Genomic DNA, 23,246 nt, shown 5'->3' on the forward strand with positions numbered 1-23,246 from the left:
CTTGTACAAAGACTGATCCACTTCACTGACAATCCATATCCACGCTAAAGGCTCTTTTCTTTTGCAATCGTACTGCACTCAAGCAGCTTCGAGAAAACATCAGAAATACACCATAACACACTGATAAATAAAAACATTAATTAGTTAAATCAATGCATTAATAATTGGACTTAAGCGAAGCAACTACAGGGGTTAATTCCCTCAGAAGTTTCCGTCTGATTGCTTGAGGATAATCGCTGAACCGGTTCGCTGTCACGATGAAAGCACCCTGCCCGCCAATCACATGGTCTCTGTAATAGCTTTGGAGTTCAGGTTCCTTTTCCAGAATGACCAGCCCATTGATCGTCACATTCTGACTGACCAGCATATCCCGGATCGGACGCGGCTGTTGCCCTTCATTGCTGGGGCCATCGCCTGAGACATCAATGATACGGCGCTGACAGACAGCTGGCGCACGGGCTTCCGGCCTGCCGATAAACGCCAACGCCTCACCAATGGCCGTAGAATAGATACCGTAGTGGCGTATCTGCCTGCGAATAGTGTCGGCCAAAGCCAGCATAGTGTCTGCATTGTGAACACGGGTCCACGGCACAGAAAACGTCTGATGAGCGTCGCCACTCCATTGGACCACACTGATCCACACATCATCCGGAGCATGAAGCATGATCGCCTGGATGATATCCGGTGATGAGAGAGCATCGGCCAGACCATCCACCTGCAGCCTGTATTGTGAGGCGTTGATACTTCCGGACACATCAATCGCCAGGGTCAACTCTATCGCACACCCTCGCGCCTGCTGAGCGCTTGCTGATGAAACAATAAAGCCCTCTTTTGCGCCCAAAGCCAGCAACAGCAACCCAGCTATGACTATGCTACTCTGTTTCTGCCGTATCAGCATCCTGTTCAGGACAGCCTGAAAGCACCCATAGAGGACAGACAAACCCCATTGAGAGATAACAAGCCCTGCAAGGCTCCCTCCTCTCTCTATAGACTGACCTGGCTTAAGGGTATCAGAATAGCGCATTCTAGGGAGCATGCCCCAGTTCGCATCAAGACGCCAGCCGCCAATACCCTCCAGGAGCCCGATAAGAAGCCTGCTTCTCTTCAAATGTTCGTTTGACACCGCACGGGCATCATGATCATGACTATGCCAGACAGATATGCACCCGGCCTCTATTCCATGGAATTCAAGATGAAACCATCACGTGATATCGCCCGACTGCTGGAGATCATGAAGGCCCTGCGGACGCCTGTGACCGGCTGCCCCTGGGATCTGGAACAGACCTTTGAGACCATTGCCCCCTACACGATTGAAGAAGCCTATGAAGTGGCTGACGCCATCCAGAGAGACGATCTCATAGATCTCGAGGACGAGTTGGGCGACCTGCTTTTGCAGGTCGTCTATCACGCTCAGATGGCGGAAGAACAGGGCCAGTTCGATTTTGGCGATGTGGTCATGGCAATCACAAAGAAGATGATCAGGCGCCACCCGCACGTGTTTGAGAATGAAAGAAGCGATATTAAAGGCATAAAAACCCGCTGGGAAGATATCAAAGCCATAGAAAAGCAAGAAAAACAGCAGCGAAAAAATCAGATTAACAAACCAGAAGAAAATGCTGAAGTTAAAGGATTACTTGAAGACATTCCGAATAATTTTCCGGCTAATATGGAAGCGCAGAAACTCCAGAAACGCGCAGGAACAGTTGGCTTCGACTGGAACGACCTCAGTCTGGTTCTGGATAAGATGGAAGAAGAAATAGCCGAAATCCGGGAAGCTTTGACCACGACCCCCGAAACGGTAAAGGAAGAGGTCGGCGACCTGATGTTCTGCGCAGTCAATGTTGCGCGCCACGCAGGGGTGGAAGCCGAAGACGCCTTGAGGGGGTGTAATAATAAATTTAGAAAGAGATTCAATTACATAGAAAGAAATATTAACTCCATAAATGATGCAACGCTTGAAGAGATGGAAGATTTATGGAAAAATTCAAAAAATCAATAAGTTATATAAATTTTTTAAATTTATATATAAATTCTTTTTGCCGCTTGGAGGAAACCCTCACATCAAACAGGATTGCATGATCATCATCGGCCCTGTCGAGAACCTCACAGTTCTGATAGAGCCATGCCATATCTGCACCATTCTCAGTCGGCAAGGAAACTTTGTAGATCGGCCGATGAGCATTCAACCGTTCTTCAATAACATCCAGAACCTTGTCCAGCCCCTGACCGGTCAGGGCCGAAACAGGCAAAGCTCTGAACGACGCATTCCGATTCATTGGCTTATCAAGGCCTGTGCCTTGAGGCTCACTGTGCAGCGGATCAAAACCTGATGGGCCGCTCTCGCCAGGCTGAACATCCTGACTGATCACGCCCCCCTGCTCTGCATCCCGATCTTCCGGAGCGCGTCTTTGATCCTCGGAAGACAGGAGGTCAATCTTGTTCCAGATCTCCAGAATAGTCTCTGGAGTGGACTTGATGCCCAGATCCTCAAGAACCTGTTTCACATCGTCCGCCTGAAGATTGCTATCTTCATGAGCAATGTCCCGCACATGAAGAACAAGATCAGCCTCGATCACCTCTTCAAGAGTTGCCCGAAAGGCAGCAATCAGATGCGTCGGCAGATCAGAGATGAACCCGACCGTGTCACTGAGAATGATATCAGTCCCGTTAGGCAGAGTTACCGATCGCAAAGTCGGATCCAGTGTCGCAAACAGAAGGTCCTTTGCAAGGACATCAGCTTCCGTCATCTTGTTGAACAAGGTCGACTTGCCCGCATTGGTATAGCCGACCAGGGCAACAACAGGCCGGGGCACCTTCTTCCTTTTGGCACGATGCAGGTGGCGGGTTTTGCGAACCTTCTCGATCTCTTTCTCAAGGCGCCCTATTTTCTCCTGCAGCTGGCGCCTGTCGGCCTCAATCTGCGTCTCACCAGGACCACCAAGGAAACCGACACCACCGCGCTGCCGCTCCAGATGGGTCCAGCTTCGAACAAGGCGGCCCTTCTGATAATTCAGATGGGCGAGCTCCACCTGCAGCCTACCTTCCTTGGTCTGCGCACGGTCGCCAAAGATTTCGAGAATGAGCGCTGTGCGGTCCAGAACCTTTGCCTTCCAGGCCCGTTCCAGATTCCGTTGCTGCACCGGTGTCAGAGCGTGGTCGACTATCACAAGTTCCGTCTCCAGCGCTTCCACGGCCTGCTGGATTTCGTCCACCTTACCACGCCCAAGCAATGTAGAGGGACGCGGGTCACGGACCGGCACAAGAACCACATCTTCGATTGAAAGGTGAATGGCTGCCGCAAGCCCGGTAATTTCCTCACATCGGGCAGCATCAGAACGCGCCTGACTAGATTGGCCAGGCGGCATAACCGGAACAACGATTATCGCTTTTGTTGTCTTGGACTGACGGTCAACTCCCGTCAGCCTCTGCACATCACGTTGCTTTTCAGTCAATCAACACCGACCAGGGATTAGCTCCCGTCAACCTCGGGATCAAACAACTGAACAGGCTGTCCAGGCATGATCGTCGAAATTGCATGTTTGTAGACGAGCTGGGAATGACCGTCCCGTCGAAGAAGAACGCAGAAATTATCAAACCAGGTTACAACGCCCTGAAGCTTGACACCATTGACCAGAAAAATTGTCAGCGGCGTTTTGTTTTTGCGAACATTATTGAGAAACGTGTCTTGAAGGTTTTGCGCACGATCCGCCATGTCTTGCCTTTTATTTTAATCCAATTATTGCGAATGAGACAAGGAACGGCCTCCGGTCCCTATCCATCCGATTCCCCAAACCCCGCTTGAATCACGGTCTTACAAGAGCTTGCAGAGCCCTTCAGCATATTAGAATTTCGAGAACTATTGCAACTCCCCAATTGATCGATCTGTCTACAAGAGCCTGAAAAACAATTCAATGGGGAAATAAGTCACATAAAGTGGTTCCGGAAAACGGCCACCCTACCAGGGTTGAACTCCCCTCTCCCTGTAGGGCCAAAATTCATTGCTGACCATCAGATCCTGGGAATTTTGACCTGTCCCAGAATTCCAAAAATCAGAACCACATCCAACCGCCCCGCAACCATCAGGGCTGACAGGGCCATCTTCCCTTCATGGCTGAGCTCACTGTAAGACGGCCAGTCCGCCGCCTGTATCCATCCGCTTGAATAGATCTGCCCGATCAGAGACAGATTGCTGATGGCCGCCGTCAATGCAGCAGGCATTGGCACCTGATCAACCATGGACAGAATGGCGGCAGTTGCAGCGACTAAGAGGACAGACAGGCAGAACGCGGTCCAAATCGCTTTCATCAACTGCATATCATAGGGCTGGCTGCCAAAACGGGAGGGCCTGATACTATGTGGATGAACCAGGCGCTCTACCTCACGCAGAGACTGAACCAGCATGCCACCGATACGATAAAGTTTCAAACCGCCTGCAGCTGAAAACGTGGTTCCGCCCATAAAACAGATCATCAGAAGAAGCGGCAAAGGCAGGACCGTCATACCGGCGGAGCGTGCATCAAAACCGGTACTGGTTACAATGGAGATTCCGGTGGTCACGCCTTCAGCAAGTGCCACAAACGGATGAAGCACCAGCGAACTGCCAGCCAGCTGATAGAAGGTGACAGCAAACAGCAGCCCAAGCCCCAGACCGAGAAGAAGCACCAGATAGCTCTCGCGATGTTCCATAATCAGCTGAATACGGCGGGACAGGATCATCCGGTGCCACAACAGACTGGTCGCCCCCATCAGCATGAACACTGACAGCACCAGCGAGACGCCTGTATTGCCGTAGACATCAAGGGTACCGTCCCTCGGCATGAAGCCGCCGGTCGACACCGTTGCGAAAGCCAGGCAAATGGCATCGAACGGGTCAATGCCCGATGCATAAAGCAGGATAGCACAGACCAGAGTAATCAGACTGTATCCGGCAACGATCTGCCGGATCACATGCACCGCATGCAGACTTTCTCTGTCAGCATGACGCGGGTCGATCAGACGGATATGCCGAGATGGCAACCCGCCCAGGCCACCCGGGGCAAGGATAAACAGGATTGTCACCAGGGTCAGCAGGCCTCCGAACCACTGAATTTCCGACCGCCAGAACACGAGAGACTTCGGCAAGGCATCAATGGATTGTGTCAGCGTGGCACCGCTTGTGGTCAGGCCCGACGTTGCTTCAAACAAAGCATCAACCGGCTGATATCCCCCTACAATCACAAAGGGCATGGACGCATAGAACGGCAGGATAAGCCATGTCAGCAGACAGAGGATAAAGCCCTGATATCGGTTCAGCTGCCGCTCATGACCGCGGATTGCCTGAAACACCATCGCAGACATAAAGGTGCCCAGGACCGACAGCATGATGAAGTCGACCATGGCCTGTCCCTCATCAAAGGACCAGGCGACAGCGGCAGGCATCACGGCACTCAACGACAGAGTGCCAAAAATAAATGAGATATAATAGAGGGTTCCGAACATCTGGTCAGGCTCAGAAGAACTCGATACTGACGCGGAACATGTGCTCGACCTTCCTGACCTGTTCCTTCAGCGCAAAGATAATCACCCGGTCATCAGGCTGAATAACCGTCTCACCCTGCGGTCTGATAAACTTGCCTTTCCGATAAATCGCACCGATGCGCACACCGGACGGCAGGTCAACAAGACGTAACTCCTTGCCCACCAGTGGAGAGGTTTCAAGCGCCTCTGCCTCAATCACTTCTGCAGCGCCATTCTGCACTGAGTGAACACCACGGATACGCCCTCTGCGAATGTGCCGGAGAATACGGGAAATTGTCACAGCGCGCGGATTAACGTGCGCATCAATCCCGAGAGTATGGGTAAAGGCCGGGTAGCTCGTATCATTCAGCAGGCTGAGATTTCGTCCGCACCCCAGCCGCTTGGCCATGACGCAGCCAAGGATATTGACCTTGTCATCATTGGTGAGTGCCACCAGCGTATCCGCATTGGGGACATCCGCCTCCCGCAGCAATTCCTGGTCAAGCGCACTGCCGTGCAGAACGATCGTATTCGGCAGGCTGTCAGCAATTTCGATTGCCCGTTCTCTTGAGGACTCGACAATACGAACGCGGACATTGGCATTCATCTCTTCCAGCCTGCGCGCCACATACCAGCCGATATTACCGCCACCCGCAATGACCACTCGTCTGGTTTCCGTCTCCTCGCGCCCGAAAATACCCAGCGCTCTTCGAACATGATCCTTTGATGCGATGAGATAAATCAGATCACCCGCCAGCATCTGGTCATCGGAATGGGGAACAAAAAGGGTCTCTTCCCTATGGATACCAACGACCACTGCCTGAAGGTCCGGGAAAAGGTCCGTAAGCTGATTGAGCGGCGTATCCACCACCGGACAGTCTTCATCACAGGTGAGCGCGACCATCGCCACGCCGCCATCAGCAAATTCGACTGTATCCACAGCCCCGGGCAGTGCAAGCCGCCGCAGAACCATGTCACCCACTTCGATTTCGGGCGAGATGATCACATCAATGGGCATGTTATCGCGGGAAAACAGATCCCGCCAATGAGGCGCCAGATAACTTTGCGCCCTGACGCGAGCCACCTTGGTCGGGACGTTGAACAGGGAATGCGCTACCTGACAGGCGACCATGTTCACTTCGTCATACAGCGTGACGGCAATGATCATGTCGGCTTCATCCGCACCGGCCTGAGCCAGAACGTCCGGATGTGCCCCATGCCCCACGTAACCGCGCACGTCCAGCGTATCCCGAATAGCACTGACCAGTTGCGGCGAGCTATCGATAACCGTGACATCGTTCTGCTCTGCAGCAAGCTGCTCGGCAATGCCGTAACCCACCTGCCCTGCGCCGCAAATCAACACTTTCATGGAAGCGATCTCTTTTCAGTACTATATCAGTCAGATAGGTTCGAACGACATTCTGCGGGAACCGGAATTTACACGAGTTGAGCTGATTAGGCCAGATATCAGGGAAATGCAATGATTCAGGACAAACCGGCCAACCCGTGTATCAGAACCAAAATCAACCGCTGGCATAGCCCGCTGTCTGATCAGGTTTTCTATCTTCTGGAAAATCTGCGCACCCGGATGATCAAGACTGAGGATTTCCAGACCAGGCTACATCAGCTGCTTTTCAATACCGATATCGAAGCGGAATTCTCCGAGGCCATGGAAGAAGCCTCAACAGCAGATGATCAGGTCTGGCTGCTGAGACGGCATGTGGACGGGTGTCGTTACACAGTCATTGTCTATCGTGTTGATGAAGGCGAAGTTCACCCGCCCCATCAGCATCACAATCTGATCTCAACACAGATCATCCTGCGCGGTCAGATCCACTTGCGTGAGTATGATCGTCTGGCGCGCACATCCAATGGCATCCAGTTGCGCCTTGCACGCGATGCAGTTCTTGGAGAGGGAGAGACATTTCAGGCCAGCGAATGGTCACGCAACGCCCATTGGTTCTGCGCTCACAATGGCCCGGCGCTTGTCTTCAACATCAACGCGCGAGGCTATGAGGCTGAGACCTTTGATCCAACAGACGATGGTTCGTTCGGACGTCGTTATCTGGATCCGACGCAGTTCAGCGAGAGGGGTCACATTAATGCGGAAGAACTGGACAGGGAGGACGCGGAGAACCGCTTCCAGGGGAAACTTCTGTCAGATTTCCCCATACCGGACCATGCTTTTATGAACCGGTGATTGCCAGGCTCTTCAGCTTGCGATGCAGCGCAGAGCGTTCCATACCGATAAAGCTCGCAGTCTTGGAAATATTTCCGCTAAAGCGGCTGATCTGGGCAGACAGATATTCCCGTTCAAAGACCTCACGCGCCTCACGCAAGGGCAGTGACAGGAACATCTCTCCGCCACTTCCGCCCGGCATATTGGGTAACATGGCGCCTACCTCTGCGGGCAGCATGTCGGTCGTCAGTTCTGTATCCGGGTCACCCTGCGCCAGGATAAGCAGACGCTCCACATTATTGCGCAGCTGACGCAGATTGCCAGGCCAGTCATGAGCCTGAAGAACCAGCATCACCTCATCACTGAGTGTCCGCTTTGGCACTCCGATATTGCGCGAGATCTGTTCAAGATAGTGATTGATGAGGTCGGGGATATCATCACGACGCTCGGCCAGCCCGGGTACACGCAGTGGCACTACGCTCAACCGATGAAACAGATCCTCCCGGAATGTCTGCTCTTCAATCGCCGCTTCGAGATCGCGAGCAGTCGACGAGATAATCCGCACGTCAACACGAACCAGCGTCGATCCGCCCACACGCTCAAAAGCCTGTTCAGTGAGAACCCGCAGAATCCGGCTCTGCGTCTCGCCAGGCATGTCGGCCACCTCATCAAGATAGAGCGTGCCACCATGCGCCTCTTCAAGAGCTCCGGTTTTGCGGCCACCATCGGGCCCGCCCTCGACGCCGAACAGCTCGTGTTCCATCCGTTCCGGCGTAATCGCGGCGGAATTGATGGCAACAAACGGACCGTTCTTGCGATCTGAGAGTCTGTGAATAGTCCGCGCGACCAACTCCTTGCCGGAGCCGGAAGGGCCAGTGATCATGATCCGGCTGTTGGTCGGGGCAAGGCGGGAAATCTGGGTACGAAGCTGGTTTATCGCAGAAGACGAGCCGATAATTTCCGTCTCAATATCGGAAGACCGTTCCTTAAGCTCCCTGACCTCCCGTTTGAGATGGGAGGTTTCAAGAGCCCGCTCCGCAATCAGGATAAGCCGGTCCGCATTGAACGGCTTTTCGATATAGTCATAAGCGCCGCGCTTGATCGCAGAAACGGCTGTTTCAATATTGCCGTGGCCTGAGATCACCACCACCGGCAGGTCCGGGCAGTCCCGGTGTATGGCGTCCAGCACTTCAAGCCCATCCATCCGGCTCCCCTGTAGCCAGATATCGAGAAAGACCAGAGAAGGCTGACGATCATTGATGGCGCGCAGGGCTGCATCGCTGTTGGCTGCCGTGCGGGTACTGTAACCCTCATCATCCAGAATGCCGGATACGAGTTCCCGGATATCAGCTTCATCATCAACAATCAGAATATCAGACGCCACTTTACTCAGTCTCCATCAGAGGAAGTTTCAACGCCTTCCCCATTCCCATCATCAGGTACTGTCATCTGCTTCGGCAGGGTCAGGCGAACAAGTGCACCTCGCCCGCCGTCAGCAACAGCGGGAGCATCAAGCAACTCAATACTTCCGCCGTGTTCATCAAGAATTTTGGCAACAATTGCCAGGCCAAGACCGGTCCCTTTCTCGCGGGTGGTCATATAGGGCTCCAGAAGCCTGTGTCTGTTTTCCTGCGGCAGGCCAATGCCGTTATCGATGATATCGATCCGGATTGTATCCGCATCGCCCGTATCAAGCGTCACATCAATCCGTCCCTGCCCCCGTTCATCAGACGGCACGGCCAAAACCGCCTCGCTGGCATTTTTTAGAAGATTGGTCAGGGTCTGCGACATAAGCCTCGGATCAAAGTCAGCCAGAACCGTCTCATCCGGCATATGCGCAGCAATCTTGATGTCTGGCGTTCCCACATCCATCAGGAAAACGCTCTGCCGAACCACATCACTCAGATCCTGCCGGGTGATGGTCGGCTTCGGCATGCGGGCAAACGACGAGAATTCGTCCACCATGCGTCCGATGTCCCCGACCTGACGAATGATAGTGTCCGTGCACTGGTCAAAAATCTCCCGATCTTCCGTCAGCTTGCGACCATAACGACGCTTGAGCCGTTCGGCAGAAAGCTGAATCGGCGTCAGAGGATTCTTGATTTCATGGGCAATTCGGCGCGCCACATCAGCCCACGCTGAACTGCGCTGCGCTGTAACCAGATCCGAGATATCATCAATTGTCAGAACATAACCGTGCTCCGACTGATCGGACAACTCAGATGTAATCCGGACAGCAACAGTTCGCTCTGTTCCCCCGCTGGACAGAACAAACTGACCCTGAACCATCCGATAACGATCGGTCAGGGCTGACGCCACAAGTTCGGATAATTCAGGGACAATGCTGTCGATAGACTGCCCGAGAATTTCCTGCTCACTGACGCTGAGCAAATCTTCCGCGATACGATTGACCAGTGTAATCCGGGCCTCTGGATCGAGACCGATCACGCCCGCTGACAGACCGGACAAGACCGCTTCAGTAAACCGGCGACGCTGATCAATCTGCGAGCTCGCCTCGAGAATCTCCTCACGCTGCCCGCGGAGCTGTTCCGTCATATTGTTGAATGTCTGGCTCAGATGGGACAAGTCACCTGCGGTTCCATCATCATCCACACGCGCTGTCAGATCACCACGGGATACCTTGTCAGACGCAGAAATAAGGCGGCGCACCGGAGAAACCAGTCCGTTGGCAAAACCAATACCAAGCCAGATTGCCATCATCAGAACAATCAGGGCAATACCGGAATAGAGGATGGCAAAGGCAATTTGAACCCCGTAGCGATTGGCCTCAAGCCTATGATATTCCAGTGCATTTTCTTCCGTTAAGCGGAGATAACGCACCACCTTCGGATCAAGCGCCCGCGCCACATAGACATAACCATTGTCAAAACTGGTAAGCTTCATGATACCGCCAACCAGATTGGCCTGTCCGGGCGCGATCAGAATAGCAGACCCGCCTTCAGCATCCGCCAGGGCACTATCAGGTGGAGAGGGTATATTGTTTGAAGACTGCGAAAATGACTCCGCCACCACACTGCCATCCCGACGGACAATACGGATAGTCGGCAGGCCTCGAACGCTGGCCTGCACATTCAGCAGGCGCTGATAACGGTCAGGTTGCCGAAGATAAAGCGAGTAAGCCCGGTCCAGATCACGGGATATGGCAATCAGATCGGCACGCAAGGTCTTTGCATGTTCCTGAACATAGGCCGATGCCACTGTGCGGGACGTCGCAATAATCGACTTTGTCCGCTTGGAGAACCACTGATCAAGCCCTCCACTCAGCGTCAGCGTCGCAAGAACAGCAACAATGATGGCCGGTAATGCAGCCGCAATCGAAAACAGCGACACAATACGGATATGGAGCTGGGCACCCGCAGCCCGATGTTTACGCGCCCGCCATAATCCCAGAATCTCAAGAAGGATTGTCGAAGACAAGATCGCTAACAGAATGCCGTTCACTACAATCGCCGCGAAATTGACCTGTTCTGTCGGCTCAATCGGCGTCAATCCCATGAGGATGACAAACGAGACAATTACCGAAAAAAGCAATAACAGGATCGTGGCAAAACCGATAACACGTGCCCCACGCGCATAGTTCTGACGCGGGATGAAACGCGGAAGGTTGATACGATGTCCAGCGAGTTCGATCATTCAGGCTTCTGACATTGAGTGGAAACGAGTCACTGACCACACTGTGCCGTGACAGGTGCAGCCTTTCAACAACAATGTGGCAAAAATGCTACGCCTGTCAGTTCAACCTGTTGATCGCACGTGTCTCTATGTGCGCATCACCGGAATATCAAGCTCACGGATTTTCTTCCTGAGCGTGTTTCGATTAAGCCCCAGCAGCTCTGCCGCCTTGATCTGGTTTCCATTGGTCGCAGCAAGGGTTATCGAAATCAGTGGTGCTTCCATTTCATGCAGAACACGCAGATAAAGCCCAGGTGGCGGCAGATCTGAACCAAACTCCTTGAAATAGCCGGTCAGATAAGATTCGACCCGCTGTTTCAGGGGAGCCTGCGGATCACTATCCGCCTGCTCGGCAAACTGCTCGCTGGCAAGGTCAAGCTCAGCGTCAATCACCGCTTTGGTAATCACATCCTGCGGATAGAGCGCCGACAATCGCTTTGTCAGGTTTTCGAGCTCACGCACATTCCCGGGCCAGCGATGGTTCTGAAGCCTGTCGAGACCGGCCTGTTCAATGGACTTGGCAGGCTGACCCGCCTGCTCTTCAAGACGGAAAAAGTGACGCGCAAGGTCCGGAATATCCTCCCTCCGCTCCCTGAGTGGTGGCAGGCGCAGTGGAACGACACTCAGGCGGAAATAGAGGTCTTCTCGAAACAGGCCCTGCTGAATAAGCTGCTTAAGGTCTTTGTTGGTCGCTGCAACAATCCGCACATCTGTCTTGATAGGCGTCCGCCCGCCAACCGTGGTGTACTCACCCTGTTGCAGAACACGTAGCAGGCGTGTCTGTGCATCCATCGGCATGTCACCGATTTCGTCCAGAAAGAGCGTGCCCCCTTCAGCCTGTTCAAAATGCCCGATGCCCCGCGCCTGGGCACCGGTAAAGGCCCCCTTCTCATGACCAAAAAGCTCGGACTCGATCAGGTCCTTGGGGATTGCGGCCATGTTGATGGCGACAAACTTGCCATTCTTGCGCTTGCCGTAATCATGAAGTGCGCGCGCCACCAGTTCCTTACCGGTACCTGACTCCCCTACAATCAACGCGGTCAGGTCAGTCTGCATAAGGCGCGCGAGAATGCGGTAGATCTCCTGCATGGCCGGAGACCGGCCAATCAACGGGATTGAATCACTGCCTTCCAGGTCTTTCGGGGGCTCAACACCGGAACGCGGCTCGGATAGAGCCCGGCCGATAACGGAAATCAGTTCCTTCAGGTCAAACGGTTTCGGCAGATATTCATAGGCCCCGGTTTCAGACGCCTTGATCGCCGTCATGAATGTGTTCTGCGCGCTCATCACGATAATCGGAAGGTCCGGCCTGATCCGTTTCATACGCGGCAGAAGATCAAAGGCATTCTCATCGGGCATGACCACATCTGTAACGACCAGATCCCCCTCACCCTCGCTCACCCAGCGCCAGAGTGTCGTCGCATTGCTGGTCAACCGGACCGTATAGCCTGCGCGCGACAGAGCCTGATTGAGAACAGTGCGGATCGCCGCATCATCATCCGCAACAAGGATTGTTTGATTGCTCATGCGCCTGCCCCCTTATCGCCCTGTGGCACTACCTTGTTGTTGAACTTCGGCAGCATCACCCTGAAATTTGTTCGTCGTGGCGCTGAGTCACATTCAATAACGCCCCCATGCGTCCCGACGATCTTGGCCACAAGCGCCAAACCAAGCCCTGTTCCATTGACCTTTGATGTTACAAACGGATCGAACAGATCAACCTTGATGTCTTCTGGAACGCCCGGACCATTATCCCTTACGGAAATTTCAAGCGGCAGGTTCACACTATTTTCAGCTCCAGGCACCGTTAGTCGGATACCTGGCTTGAAACCGGTCGCCAGCACAATCTCGGGATCAGGAGTATCAGACAGAGATTCACAGGCATTTTTCACCAGATTGAGAAAGATCTGGATAAGCTGATCCCGGTTTCCATAAACGTCAGGCAGGGACGGATCATAATCCTCAACGAAGCGTATGGACTGGCCGAAACCGCTTTGCGCCAGCCGCTTCACATGATCCAGAACCACATGGATGTTGACCGGCTCCCGGTCAATCGGTCGTTCATCTGAGAACACTTCCATGCGGTCCACCAGTTTGACGATCCGATCCGCCTCATCAGTAATGAGCTGCGTCAGCGCCTTGTCATCCGCCTCCACAACACTTTCAAGCAACTGCGCTGCCCCACGAATACCCGACAGCGGGTTTTTGATTTCGTGGGCCAGCATGGCGGCAAGACCTGTTACCGTACGTGCAGCGCCGCGATAACTGAGCTGCCGTTCGATCTTGTCTGTCATGGTCCGTTCCTGCAGGACCAGCACAATATGGCCCGGAGCTTCTGGTACGGGAGCCGCGTAGACATCAACAACACGGTGATCACCATTTCGGGGCGTGCCGATATCAATACGATATTCATTGATTGGGGCAGATCGCTCGAACACCTGACCGGTCAGAGCCAGAACCGGGCTCGCAAAAGGCAGAAAGTCAGACAGATTATTGCGACACAGAATTGTACGGCTGGCATGAAAGAAGAACTCCGCCGCCGTATTGGCTGACTGGATATAGTTATGACGATCCAGAAGCAGAACCGGATGCGGCAGGGCATTCATCATCAGATTCTCGGCCAGATCAGGCACAGGAGCCCTCGCCTCCACCTCACTGTCGTGGCCAGTCACATCACTCATGCCGCTTGCCTTTTCGGGGATTGCTGGAAGAACAGGTCGAGCCCTTTTCTCACCTTATCAGCATCCGACGAGGTAAGAATCTGGCGTCTCAGCTCCTTGAGACTCTCATCCGGCTCAGGACACTGATGGGTCATATACCAATCGAGATGCTTACGGGCCGCCCGCACTGCGTAATTGACAGGCGCGCTGCTGTGATACGCGAGAATGGCAGCATAGTGTTCCAAGACCAGTGCCAGCAGTTCCTCATCATAAGGCTCTGCCAGACGCTCACCGGTCGCGAGATAATGCGCCACATGGCCAGGCAACCAGGGCCTGCCATAAGCACCGCGCCCCACCATCACACCATCCGCACTGGACTTGGACAGCATATCCTCGACTTCCGCACAGTCATTCAGGTCGCCGTTGGCAATCAGCGGAATGGAAATGGCATTCCTGACGGCACGAATGGCGGACCAGTCTGCCTGTCCCTTGTAGAACTGCTGCCGCGTGCGGCCATGCACTGTAATCAGCTGCGCACCAAGACTCTCAGCCTCTCTGGCCAGGTCCGGCGCATTCAGGCTGTCGTGGTCCCAGCCAAGGCGCATCTTGACCGTTACGGGTACAGAAGACGCCTTCACGGTAGCTTCAATCAGGCTGCAGGCGCGCTCCGGATCTTTCATCAGCGCGGAGCCGGAATATCCGCCAGTGACCTTCTTGGCCGGGCATCCCATATTGATGTCTATGATATCCGCGCCGGCTTCCTGCGCCAGCTCGGCTCCTCGTTCCATCCATTCAGGTTCCCGCCCGGCAAGCTGAACCACATGGGGCCAGATCCCCTTGCCTTCTGCACGCATGACCGTTTCAGGGTGCCCGATGGCCAACTCATGGCTGGCGACCATTTCAGACACGACCATCCCCGCGCCATAACGCATGGCCAGGCGGCGGAATGGCAGGTCGGTCACCCCGGACATGGGGGCCAGGGCCACGGAATTACGAAGAGTGATGGAACCAATCTGCATGAGATATGATATCGCGATTAAAAAATATGCACAAAACATATATGCCTATAATTTATTCAATTACAAGCAATGAACCAAGACCAAACCGGTTTTCCCACGATCGTCTTGCACGTTCGCAACGATACGGCTAACCAAAGCCTCAGCATTGTGGAAGTGGATAATCTGAATGACCAAGGTCTCGGCCATCATTGTCGCCAGCGGACGCGGAACGCGTTTTGCACCTGGGCAAACCAACGCCCGCCCAAAGCAGTATCACGTTATAAACGGTTCTCCGGTTCTGTCCTGGACAATCAGACGCTTTATGGAACACAGCGGTATTGACGAAATTCAGGTTGTGATCAACTCTGATGACACAGAACTCTATGAAGAGGCTATTTCCTCGCTGCCCGGAACCAAGCTGAAGCCTCCCGTCTTTGGCGGCGCTACACGACAGGATTCTGTTCGGTCCGGTCTTGAAGCGCTGACAGATGCTGGTTCAGATGATCTGGTCCTTATCCATGATGCAGCCAGGCCACTTGTCAGCTCTGATATTATTGATGCTGTTCTGAAAGGACTTTCAGACCATGACGCCGTAACAGCGGCTGTTCCCGTTGCAGATACCATGCGACACGGGACAGATGACGGCGTCCTGACTGATGCGGTTGACCGAAACGGCCTGTGGGTTGTCCAGACCCCCCAGGCATTCCGGCACAGCTCCATTCTCGAAGCACACAGAAAAGCGGCTGGAGAAGGTCGCCATGATTTCACGGATGACACTCTGGTCTATCAGTGGTTCGGCAAATCCGTGGCGGTCGTCAACGGAGCGCGCACCAATCTCAAAATCACGCGGGAAGAGGACATGGCAATGGTTGCCTATCATCTGTCAGGTACGCCAATGGAGACGCGGGTCGGCACCGGATATGATGTGCATGCCTTCGATGATGGCGATGCCGTTATCCTGGGCGGTATCAGCATTCCTCACGACAGAAAACTGAAGGGCCATTCAGATGCTGATGTGGGCCTGCACGCTCTGACTGATGCCATTCTGGGCGCTCTGGGTGACGGAGATATCGGCACCCATTTCCCGCCCAGTGATCCACAATGGAAGGGTGCAGCATCCGATCAGTTTCTGATTGATGCGGTACGTCGCGTCTCCGCACTCGGAGGCCGGATCATCCATCTGGATCTGACTCTTATCTGTGAAGCTCCGAAAATCGGACCACACAGAGATGCCATGCGAGAGCAGATTGCCGGGATCTGCAGCCTGCCGGTTCATCGGATCAGCGTCAAGGCAACAACCAGCGAGCGGCTGGGCTTCACCGGACGGCGCGAAGGCATTGCCGCTATCGGCACAGCGACACTGTCCCTGCCCCAGCAGGATGACTGAAACGCAAAACGGGGTGCAAAAAGCCCCCCGTTTCAACATGTCTAAAACCACTTAAAGCACCAGACCTTTAACCTGAATTGGCAGTGATGCTTTAAGAGTTTATGTCTCCGCGAACTTACTGCGGCAGCTGTCCGTCAATCCCTTTGACATACCAGTTCATGCCGAGCAGCGTGCCATCATCAAGGCTCTCACCTTCACCGATAACCTGGGTGCCGTCCTGCTTGAAGATCGGGCCCTTGAACGGGTGCAGTTCACCGGATTCAATTTTGGCGGCCGTGTCTTTTGCTGCAGCGGCAACATCTTCCGGCAGGTTCGTGTAGGCAGCCATGTCAACCATGTCGTCCTTGAAACCACCCCAGACATCTTCCGAAGCCCAGTTGCCATCAAGCACAGCTTTCGTCCGAGCAACATAGTAGTCGTTCCAGTTGTCGATAATGGCTGTCAGCTGGGCTTTCGGTGCAAACTTGATCATGTCAGACGCCTGACCGAACGCATAAACGCCACGCTCTTCAGCCACCTGAAGCGGAGCCGGAGAATCCGTGTGCTGGGTGATAATGTCCGCGCCCTGGTCAATCAGCGCCTTGGCGGCATCAGCTTCCTTGCCCGGGTCAAACCAGGAGTTCACCCAGATAACTTTGACTTTCATGTCCGGATTGACGGACTGGGCGCCCAGCATGAAGGCGTTGATGCCACGCACAACTTCCGGGATCGGGAAAGACGCGATATAGCCGATTGTGTTGGTTTTAGACATCTTGCCGGCAATTTCGCCAAGCACATAACGGCCCTCATAAAAGCGCGACGAATAGGTCGAAACGTTCTTGGCGCGCTTGTAGCCGGTCGCATGCTCGAACTTCACTTTCGGGAACTTCTTGGCCACTTTGATGGTCGGGTTCATGAAGCCGAAGGAGGTGGTGAAAATCAGGTCATGGCCTTCACGGGCAAGACGCTCGATTGCACGCTCAGCATCCGGGCCTTCAGAGACATTCTCAACAAAGGAGGTCTCGACCTTGTCGCCAAACTTCTTCTCGATCGCGAGACGGCCCTCATTGTGCTGGTAGGTCCAGCCATGATCACCGACGGGGCCAACATAGATAAAGCCAATCTTGAGCTTGTCTGCAGCAAGAGAGGCAGACGCACCAAGCCCCAAAGCCAGGGCTGCGGCCGCAATGCCGAGAATTTTACGCATAGAGAACATCCTCCATCTGTTTCATTCAGCCCTTAGGGGCTCTGATTGATTTCCGGGCAGCTGAGCAATCAGCGGTCCGGTACGAAAGGTTGGCCAAGACAGGCCGGAGTATTGGTCCGGGCAACGGCACGATTCCTGGATATGACCACGAGAACCACAATCGTTGCAAGATACGGCAGGCTGGACAGGAATTGCGACGGGATCGGCCAGCCCGCTGCCTGAACATGAATCTGCAGAATACCAACCGCACCGAAGAGATAAGCACCAAGCAGCAGACGGCCAGGCAGCCAGCTTGAAAAGACCACCAGCGCCAGAGCAATCCATCCGCGTCCGGCAGTCATGTCTTCCACCCAGAGCGATGTATAGGCCAGAGACAGATATCCGCCGGCCAGTCCTGCACAGCCGCCGCCAAACATCACAGCAAGATAACGAACGCGGATAACAGAATAACCGAGCGCATGCGCGGATGTGTGGTTCTCTCCCACAGCCCTGACAATAAGGCCAATTCGGGTGCGAAACAGCACATAGGCCACCAGTGCCACGAGCGCAAAGGACACATAGACCAGGATATCCTGGCCAAACAGAATGGGCCCAATAAACGGAATATCAGACAGAAACGGGATATCGAGTTTCTGCAGCTTGACGCCGGGCGTCCCGACAAAGCTGCTCCCCAGCATCCCAGCCAGACCGAGCCCCAGCAAAGTCAGCGACAGGCCGGTCGCCACCTGATTGGTGACAAGAGACAAGGTCAGGAAGCCGAAAAGAATGGACAGCAATACACCTGCCAGAATGGCCGCCAGGATACCTATATACGGGTTTCCGGTCTGAAGTGTTGCAGCAAAGCCTGAAACGGCTCCCACAATCATCATGCCCTCGACCCCGAGGTTCAGAACCCCGGCACGCTCCGCCACCAGTTCGCCGACAGCTGCAATCAGAAGCGGCGTGGAGGCGGTGATCAGTGTCAGGATAATTGCCTGAATGACATCAAGACTGGCCATTGGTGCCTCCTGAAACAACCTGAGCCACCGAATTACGAACCAGCTTGATCCGGTAAAGGATCAGCGTGTCGCAGGCGAGAACAAAGAACAGCAGAACGCCCTGGAAAACCCTTGTGGTCTTGTCGGATATGCCGAGAGAAACCTGCGCTGCTTCTCCCCCCAGATAAGACAAAGCCAGAAGGAGCCCGGCCAGCAATGTGCCTATCGGGTTCAGGCGTCCGAGAAAGGCCACGATAATTGCCGTAAAACCATAGCCGGGAGAAATCACCGGCCTCAACTGACCAATAGAACCCGCAACTTCTGAAATCCCGGCAATACCTGCCAGTGCGCCAGAAATACAGAAAGCAAAGAGAACCATCCGCTTCTGGCTGAACCCGGCAAACCGGCCAGCACGTGGTGCCGATCCGATCACCTTGATCTCAAAGCCTTTCAGTGTCCCGGCAAGAAGAACGCCCAGAACGACAACGGCAACAACCGCAAAAACCGCTCCCCAATGCATACGCCCATCAGCAAGAGCTGGCAGGACGGCTGAATCAGAGAACAGTCGCGATTCCGGGAAATTGTAACCATCAGGATCTCGCCAGGGTCCGCGAACAAGCCAGTCAAGCGCCAGCCCGGCAACGTAGACAAGCATCAGGCTGGTCAGGATTTCATTGGCACCAAAGCGGTTCTTCAACAGAGCCGGTATAGCCGCATAGGCCATCCCGCCCAATGCTCCCATAAGGATCATCAGCGGCAGAATATATGGTCCTTCAAGATCATAGAACATGACAGGGAGAATGGACCCGGTGATCGCACCGACGGTAAACTGGCCTTCCGCTCCGATATTCCAGGTATTGGACAGGTAGCAGATACAGAGCCCACAGGCGATCAGGATCAACGGCGTTGCCTTCACCACCAGTTCCTCAAGCGACCAGAGCTCTGTAAGCGGGTCAATGAAGTAGAGATAGAGCGCCTTGCCCGGATTGATACCGAGCAAAGAGAACAGAATTGCTCCGAACAGCAATGTCAGAACAATCGCGATCAGAGGCGAGATCACCGTCATCAGACTGGAGTGCTGAGCCCGCTTTTCCAGTTCAAGCCGCATCAGTGGCACCTCCCTCTGATTCAATACCGCCCATCAGAAGGCCGATCTTTTCACGTGTGGCGTCATTGCGTGTCATATCCTCTGACAGCAGGCCGTCATGGATGACAGCAATACGATCTGCGATCTCAAAAATCTCATCCAGATCCTGCGAGATGACGATGACTGCAGAACCGGAACGAGCCAGATCAAGCAGCGCCTGGCGGATAAGAGCCGCAGCTCCGGCATCCACACCCCAGGTCGGCTGACTGACAATCAGCACGCCTGGCGCATGATCGATCTCGCGTCCAACGACAAATTTCTGCAGATTGCCGCCTGACAGAGACCGCGCTTCCGGGTCTGGCGTGCCTTTTCTCACATCATAGAGGCGACAGACACGATCCGAGATCATCTCCGCATTGCCGCGAGACAGAAAGCCACTCCGCGTGATTCCGTCATCTTCATTGCCATGACGTGTCAGGACAATATTTTCCGACAGCTTCAAGCCAGGAATAGCCCCGTGCCCCAGACGTTCTTCAGGAACAAAGGCACCACCAAGTCGACGGCGTGTTTCAATGCCCGAATTGCCGACAGCATTGCCATCAATCTTCACGGCATTGTTGTCATCAATACAGGCCTCGCCTGAAAGCGCGTCAAACAGTTCGGACTGACCATTTCCGGCAATGCCTGCGATAGCAAAAACTTCACCCGATTTGACGGCCATGGAAATGTTCTTCAGCTCTATGGAGAACGGACCATCCTGCGGCAGGCAAAGTGAGCTTGTCTCAAACCGCGTTACAGGTGCCTCAAACTCATAAGGAGATGCTGAAATCGTGTGGATCTCCGCTCCCACCATCATGCGTGCCAGACTGGCCGGCGTCTCCTGAGACGGATCGCAATCTGAAATAAACTGCCCATGGCGAAGGATCGTTGCCTTCTGACACAGACGTTCCACTTCCTCCAACCGATGACTGATATAGAGAATTGCGCGTTTTTCTTCTGCCAGCCGCTCAAGTGTTTCAAACAGCTGGTCAGCTTCCTGAGGTGTCAGGACAGACGTCGGTTCGTCCATGATGATGAGGGACGGATTCTGCAAAAGACAGCGGACAATCTCGACCCTCTGGCGCTCCCCGACAGAGAGATCGGCGATACGGCTGCTGGCTCTAAGCGGCAAACCATAACTCTCGGATACAGATTCAATCGACTCGCTCAGCTCTCGCAAGGAAACCGCTTTGGGAAGCGCGAGCGCTATATTCTCCGCGACAGTCAGGGAGTCGAACAGGGAAAAATGCTGAAACACCATCCCGATGCCCAATTCACGGGCAGCTGCGGGATTGGGAATGACGACCTTCTCATCCTTCCAGTACAGCGAGCCGGAATCCGGCTGCAGCGCACCATAGATGATTTTCACAAGAGTTGACTTGCCAGCTCCATTCTCTCCAAGAAGTGCGTGAATTTCACCAGGCTCGATAGAGAGATCAACAGACTGATTGGCAACGGTATCGCCAAACGTCTTGGTGATCTGTTTAGCCCGCAGAAGCGTTTCCGGCATACCCCCTCCCAAGGACAAGGTCTAACTGCCTTGCTCCCGTTTTTGGTCTACCGCCCATAGACTGGGCAGGCTTTTCTTTTAGTTTTAACCATTGTTGCCGAAGTCGCATACCAGCTTTATCCATTATTTCAGAAAGCAGCCTTTTCCATTTCAAGAAAATCAGCCGGTTTCTGCTGTTTTGTTTCCCTTTCTCAATCTGGTTCAATCTGGGGAAAACGAAGAAGGCACGGCCTTACGACCATGCCTTCTGCTCATTCCTGGGAAACGCCAGCCCGGATCTGCAAATCGGCTAGATTCACGATCCATATCGAATCATGATCCACAGCCTAGCCCAAACACCTAAACCCCGGCGGGATTGTCCACATCGTACCCCATCTCGCGAAGATCCTCATACCGGTCACCTATCCGGTGATGAGGATGGCCGCCAAGCGATGCACCGAGGGCCACAACAATCTCATCATCCGCTGGTGCGTCCTGAACGGCTGTATGGATCGTCTGATAATGTGACCGTCGGCCACCGTCATCCTTGTCCATAAGCGGGATCATCAGGGAACATCCGGCGGCACCACGGGAATTTGTGAACGCAAGATAGGACTTGGCATTCACGGCGTCGCGATATTGATTGCCGAACCAGAGCGTATGGGTCAAAGCTTGAGCATGCTCCAGCTCGCCGCCCATTCCGACAATCGAGGCCTTGCCGTATCCCTCAACCGTGCCACCTGTCACATCCAGGATCATCTCGGTCAAAAGCTTGCCAAGAACCGGCCCTGCTTCTCTGATTTCCGGGCGCAGGTTCTCAACAAAACCACGGCCATACCAGGGGTTTTTGACAATCGCCATCGCCGCGATCAGTTTGGTTGGAACAGCAACGGGTTTACCACCCTCAATATGGGTCGTCTGGATCGTCAGAAGCGTCCTGCGAATTTCAACAGGCATAATCACTCTTTCTTTTTATGGATGTCTATAAGGTTGGCTTCAGGGCGCAGGCGCTTAGGAGAACTCCGGCATCACCTTGTCAATAAAGGTTCGCAGAGACCGCTTCTGCTCTTCCATCCCCAGCCCCATGCTAGCGTAGTAGATGAACGCATCCACCCCGATGGCCTGATAACGTTTCAGCTTGGCAATCACCTGATCTGGGTCACCAAACATCAGATTCTGTTCGAGCATTTCAGGGTCGACCCGGACATTGCCGTCCAGTTTCTCCAATGGCACCTTTTCCGGAAAGCCATTGGTGACATCGCCTGCTTTCATCATCAGGTTTCCAAACATGGCCAAGACCTGACGCGCCGCATCCAAGGCCGCCTGACGGTCCGCCTCTGTCTCATAGACAGCGGTATGGCGCATCATGGCCCAAGTGCCTTCATAAGGCTTGCCGCTCCTGGTAATCGAGTCATTGAGCCGCTGCCGATATTCTTCAGCCTCTGAAAACGGCAGGGTGAGTGGCCAGCTCATAATGTTGCAGTCATTCTCTACGGCATAATCAAATGTAATCGGCGCACGGGCGGCAACCCAGACAGGCACGTCCTCCTGAACCGGTTTCGGGCAGGATGTCGCTTTCGGGAACTGCCAGTATTCACCATCATGCTCCACATCCCCTTGCCAGAGCTTCCTGACAAGCGGTAGCATTTCCTGCATGTAACGCCAGCCATCTTTCTGGTCGAGGCCGGGCTTCATCCGGTCGAATTCCCGCTGATAGGCTCCTGAGCCAAGCCCGAATTCAAGACGCCCATGGCTCATCAGGTCCAGCATGGCCGCTTCGCCAGCTAGGTTGATAGGATGCCAATAGGCCGCATTGGCCACCCCTGCCCCGAGCCGGATAGTCTTTGTATTCGCTGCCCACCAGGTCATGATCTGGAACGGGTTCGGCGCAATCGTCATCTCAATGGCATGATGCTCCGCAGCCCAGGCAATCTCAAAACCGACCTCATCCGCCATCTGCACCATCTCAAGAGTATGGTCACGCACAGCGGCCATATCCTGGCTGTCATCCATCCGTTCAAGATTGATAGCAATGTGAAACTTCATAGCGCAATC

General features: G+C 54.1%; 19 protein-coding genes. 3 read left to right on the top strand and 16 right to left on the bottom strand.

Annotated elements, in window-relative coordinates:
- Positions 1 to 157: 157 nt before the first annotated feature.
- Positions 158 to 1,036 (bottom strand): DUF1194 domain-containing protein, encoded by an 879-nt coding sequence (locus RA157_RS15330; RefSeq protein WP_350336221.1) that lies wholly within the window; start codon positions 1,034 to 1,036, stop codon positions 158 to 160.
- 156 nt (positions 1,037 to 1,192) lie between these two features.
- On the opposite strand from RA157_RS15330, the gene mazG reads away from it, so the two are divergent.
- The gene (mazG, locus tag RA157_RS15335; RefSeq protein WP_350336222.1) at positions 1,193 to 1,999 is read left to right on the top strand and encodes a nucleoside triphosphate pyrophosphohydrolase; all 807 of its coding nucleotides are present in this window, start codon (positions 1,193 to 1,195) and stop codon (positions 1,997 to 1,999) included.
- A 1-nt stretch (position 2,000) separates the two neighbouring features.
- Here the strand turns inward: mazG and hflX are convergent, their stop codons facing one another.
- From hflX to trkA, 4 genes are all read right to left on the bottom strand, one after another.
- Positions 2,001 to 3,365 carry a GTPase HflX gene (gene hflX, locus RA157_RS15340; protein ID WP_350336223.1) on the bottom strand — a complete coding sequence of 455 codons (1,365 nt, stop codon included), beginning with the start codon at positions 3,363 to 3,365 and terminating at the stop codon, positions 2,001 to 2,003.
- A gap of 104 nt (positions 3,366 to 3,469) precedes the next feature.
- Positions 3,470 to 3,712 (bottom strand): RNA chaperone Hfq, encoded by a 243-nt coding sequence (gene hfq / locus RA157_RS15345; RefSeq protein WP_350333995.1) that lies wholly within the window; start codon positions 3,710 to 3,712, stop codon positions 3,470 to 3,472.
- Between the two features lie 296 nt (positions 3,713 to 4,008).
- Positions 4,009 to 5,418 carry a TrkH family potassium uptake protein gene (locus RA157_RS15350; protein WP_350333996.1) on the bottom strand — a complete coding sequence of 470 codons (1,410 nt, stop codon included), beginning with the start codon at positions 5,416 to 5,418 and terminating at the stop codon, positions 4,009 to 4,011.
- Between the two features lie 70 nt (positions 5,419 to 5,488).
- Positions 5,489 to 6,865: a Trk system potassium transporter TrkA gene (gene trkA / locus RA157_RS15355; RefSeq protein WP_350333997.1), complete on the bottom strand. Its 1,377-nt coding sequence runs from the start codon at positions 6,863 to 6,865 to the stop codon at positions 5,489 to 5,491.
- A 111-nt stretch (positions 6,866 to 6,976) separates the two neighbouring features.
- Here trkA and RA157_RS15360 point away from each other — a divergent pair, with 111 nt between their 5' ends.
- Complete coding sequence (locus tag RA157_RS15360; protein ID WP_350333998.1) at positions 6,977 to 7,696, top strand: hypothetical protein; 720 nt, start codon at positions 6,977 to 6,979, stop codon at positions 7,694 to 7,696.
- On the opposite strand, the gene ntrX is transcribed toward RA157_RS15360, so the two are convergent.
- From ntrX to dusB, 5 genes are all read right to left on the bottom strand, one after another.
- Entirely contained in the window at positions 7,683 to 9,059 is a 1,377-nt protein-coding gene (gene ntrX, locus RA157_RS15365; RefSeq protein WP_350333999.1) for a nitrogen assimilation response regulator NtrX, read from the bottom strand. The genes RA157_RS15360 and ntrX overlap by 14 nt on opposite strands.
- Positions 9,060 to 9,064: 5 nt before the next feature.
- Positions 9,065 to 11,329 (bottom strand): sensor histidine kinase NtrY-like, encoded by a 2,265-nt coding sequence (locus RA157_RS15370; protein ID WP_350334000.1) that lies wholly within the window; start codon positions 11,327 to 11,329, stop codon positions 9,065 to 9,067.
- A 126-nt stretch (positions 11,330 to 11,455) separates the two neighbouring features.
- Positions 11,456 to 12,895 carry a nitrogen regulation protein NR(I) gene (gene ntrC, locus RA157_RS15375; RefSeq protein ID WP_350334001.1) on the bottom strand — a complete coding sequence of 480 codons (1,440 nt, stop codon included), beginning with the start codon at positions 12,893 to 12,895 and terminating at the stop codon, positions 11,456 to 11,458.
- A complete protein-coding gene (locus RA157_RS15380) occupies positions 12,892 to 14,049 on the bottom strand; it encodes a two-component system sensor histidine kinase NtrB (RefSeq protein ID WP_350334002.1) in 1,158 nt (385 codons plus the stop codon). Before RA157_RS15380 ends, ntrC begins: the two co-directional genes overlap by 4 nt.
- Complete coding sequence (gene dusB / locus RA157_RS15385; protein ID WP_350334003.1) at positions 14,046 to 15,047, bottom strand: tRNA dihydrouridine synthase DusB; 1,002 nt, start codon at positions 15,045 to 15,047, stop codon at positions 14,046 to 14,048. The genes RA157_RS15380 and dusB overlap by 4 nt, the downstream gene beginning before the upstream one ends.
- A 166-nt stretch (positions 15,048 to 15,213) precedes the next feature.
- Between dusB and RA157_RS15390 the strand changes: the two genes are divergently transcribed.
- The gene (locus RA157_RS15390; protein WP_350334004.1) at positions 15,214 to 16,413 is read left to right on the top strand and encodes a bifunctional 2-C-methyl-D-erythritol 4-phosphate cytidylyltransferase/2-C-methyl-D-erythritol 2,4-cyclodiphosphate synthase; all 1,200 of its coding nucleotides are present in this window, start codon (positions 15,214 to 15,216) and stop codon (positions 16,411 to 16,413) included.
- A gap of 115 nt (positions 16,414 to 16,528) precedes the next feature.
- Here RA157_RS15390 and RA157_RS15395 read toward each other — a convergent pair whose 3' ends face one another.
- From RA157_RS15395 to RA157_RS15420, 6 genes are all read right to left on the bottom strand, one after another.
- Positions 16,529 to 17,599 carry a BMP family ABC transporter substrate-binding protein gene (locus RA157_RS15395; protein WP_350334005.1) on the bottom strand — a complete coding sequence of 357 codons (1,071 nt, stop codon included), beginning with the start codon at positions 17,597 to 17,599 and terminating at the stop codon, positions 16,529 to 16,531.
- 68 nt (positions 17,600 to 17,667) lie between these two features.
- Positions 17,668 to 18,597 carry an ABC transporter permease gene (locus RA157_RS15400; protein WP_350334006.1) on the bottom strand — a complete coding sequence of 310 codons (930 nt, stop codon included), beginning with the start codon at positions 18,595 to 18,597 and terminating at the stop codon, positions 17,668 to 17,670.
- Positions 18,584 to 19,684, bottom strand: coding sequence for an ABC transporter permease (locus tag RA157_RS15405; protein WP_350334007.1), 1,101 nt, complete (start codon positions 19,682 to 19,684; stop codon positions 18,584 to 18,586). Before RA157_RS15405 ends, RA157_RS15400 begins: the two co-directional genes overlap by 14 nt.
- Positions 19,674 to 21,212: an ABC transporter ATP-binding protein gene (locus RA157_RS15410; RefSeq protein ID WP_350334008.1), complete on the bottom strand. Its 1,539-nt coding sequence runs from the start codon at positions 21,210 to 21,212 to the stop codon at positions 19,674 to 19,676. Before RA157_RS15410 ends, RA157_RS15405 begins: the two co-directional genes overlap by 11 nt.
- Positions 21,213 to 21,551: 339 nt before the next feature.
- A complete protein-coding gene (locus tag RA157_RS15415; RefSeq protein ID WP_350334009.1) occupies positions 21,552 to 22,148 on the bottom strand; it encodes an amino acid synthesis family protein in 597 nt (198 codons plus the stop codon).
- Between the two features lie 54 nt (positions 22,149 to 22,202).
- Positions 22,203 to 23,237 carry an LLM class flavin-dependent oxidoreductase gene (locus tag RA157_RS15420; RefSeq protein ID WP_350334010.1) on the bottom strand — a complete coding sequence of 345 codons (1,035 nt, stop codon included), beginning with the start codon at positions 23,235 to 23,237 and terminating at the stop codon, positions 22,203 to 22,205.
- Between the last annotated feature and the right edge of the window lie 9 nt (positions 23,238 to 23,246).

Source organism: Coralliovum pocilloporae, from assembly GCF_030845175.1.
Lineage (GTDB): Bacteria > Pseudomonadota > Alphaproteobacteria > Rhizobiales > Cohaesibacteraceae > Coralliovum > Coralliovum pocilloporae.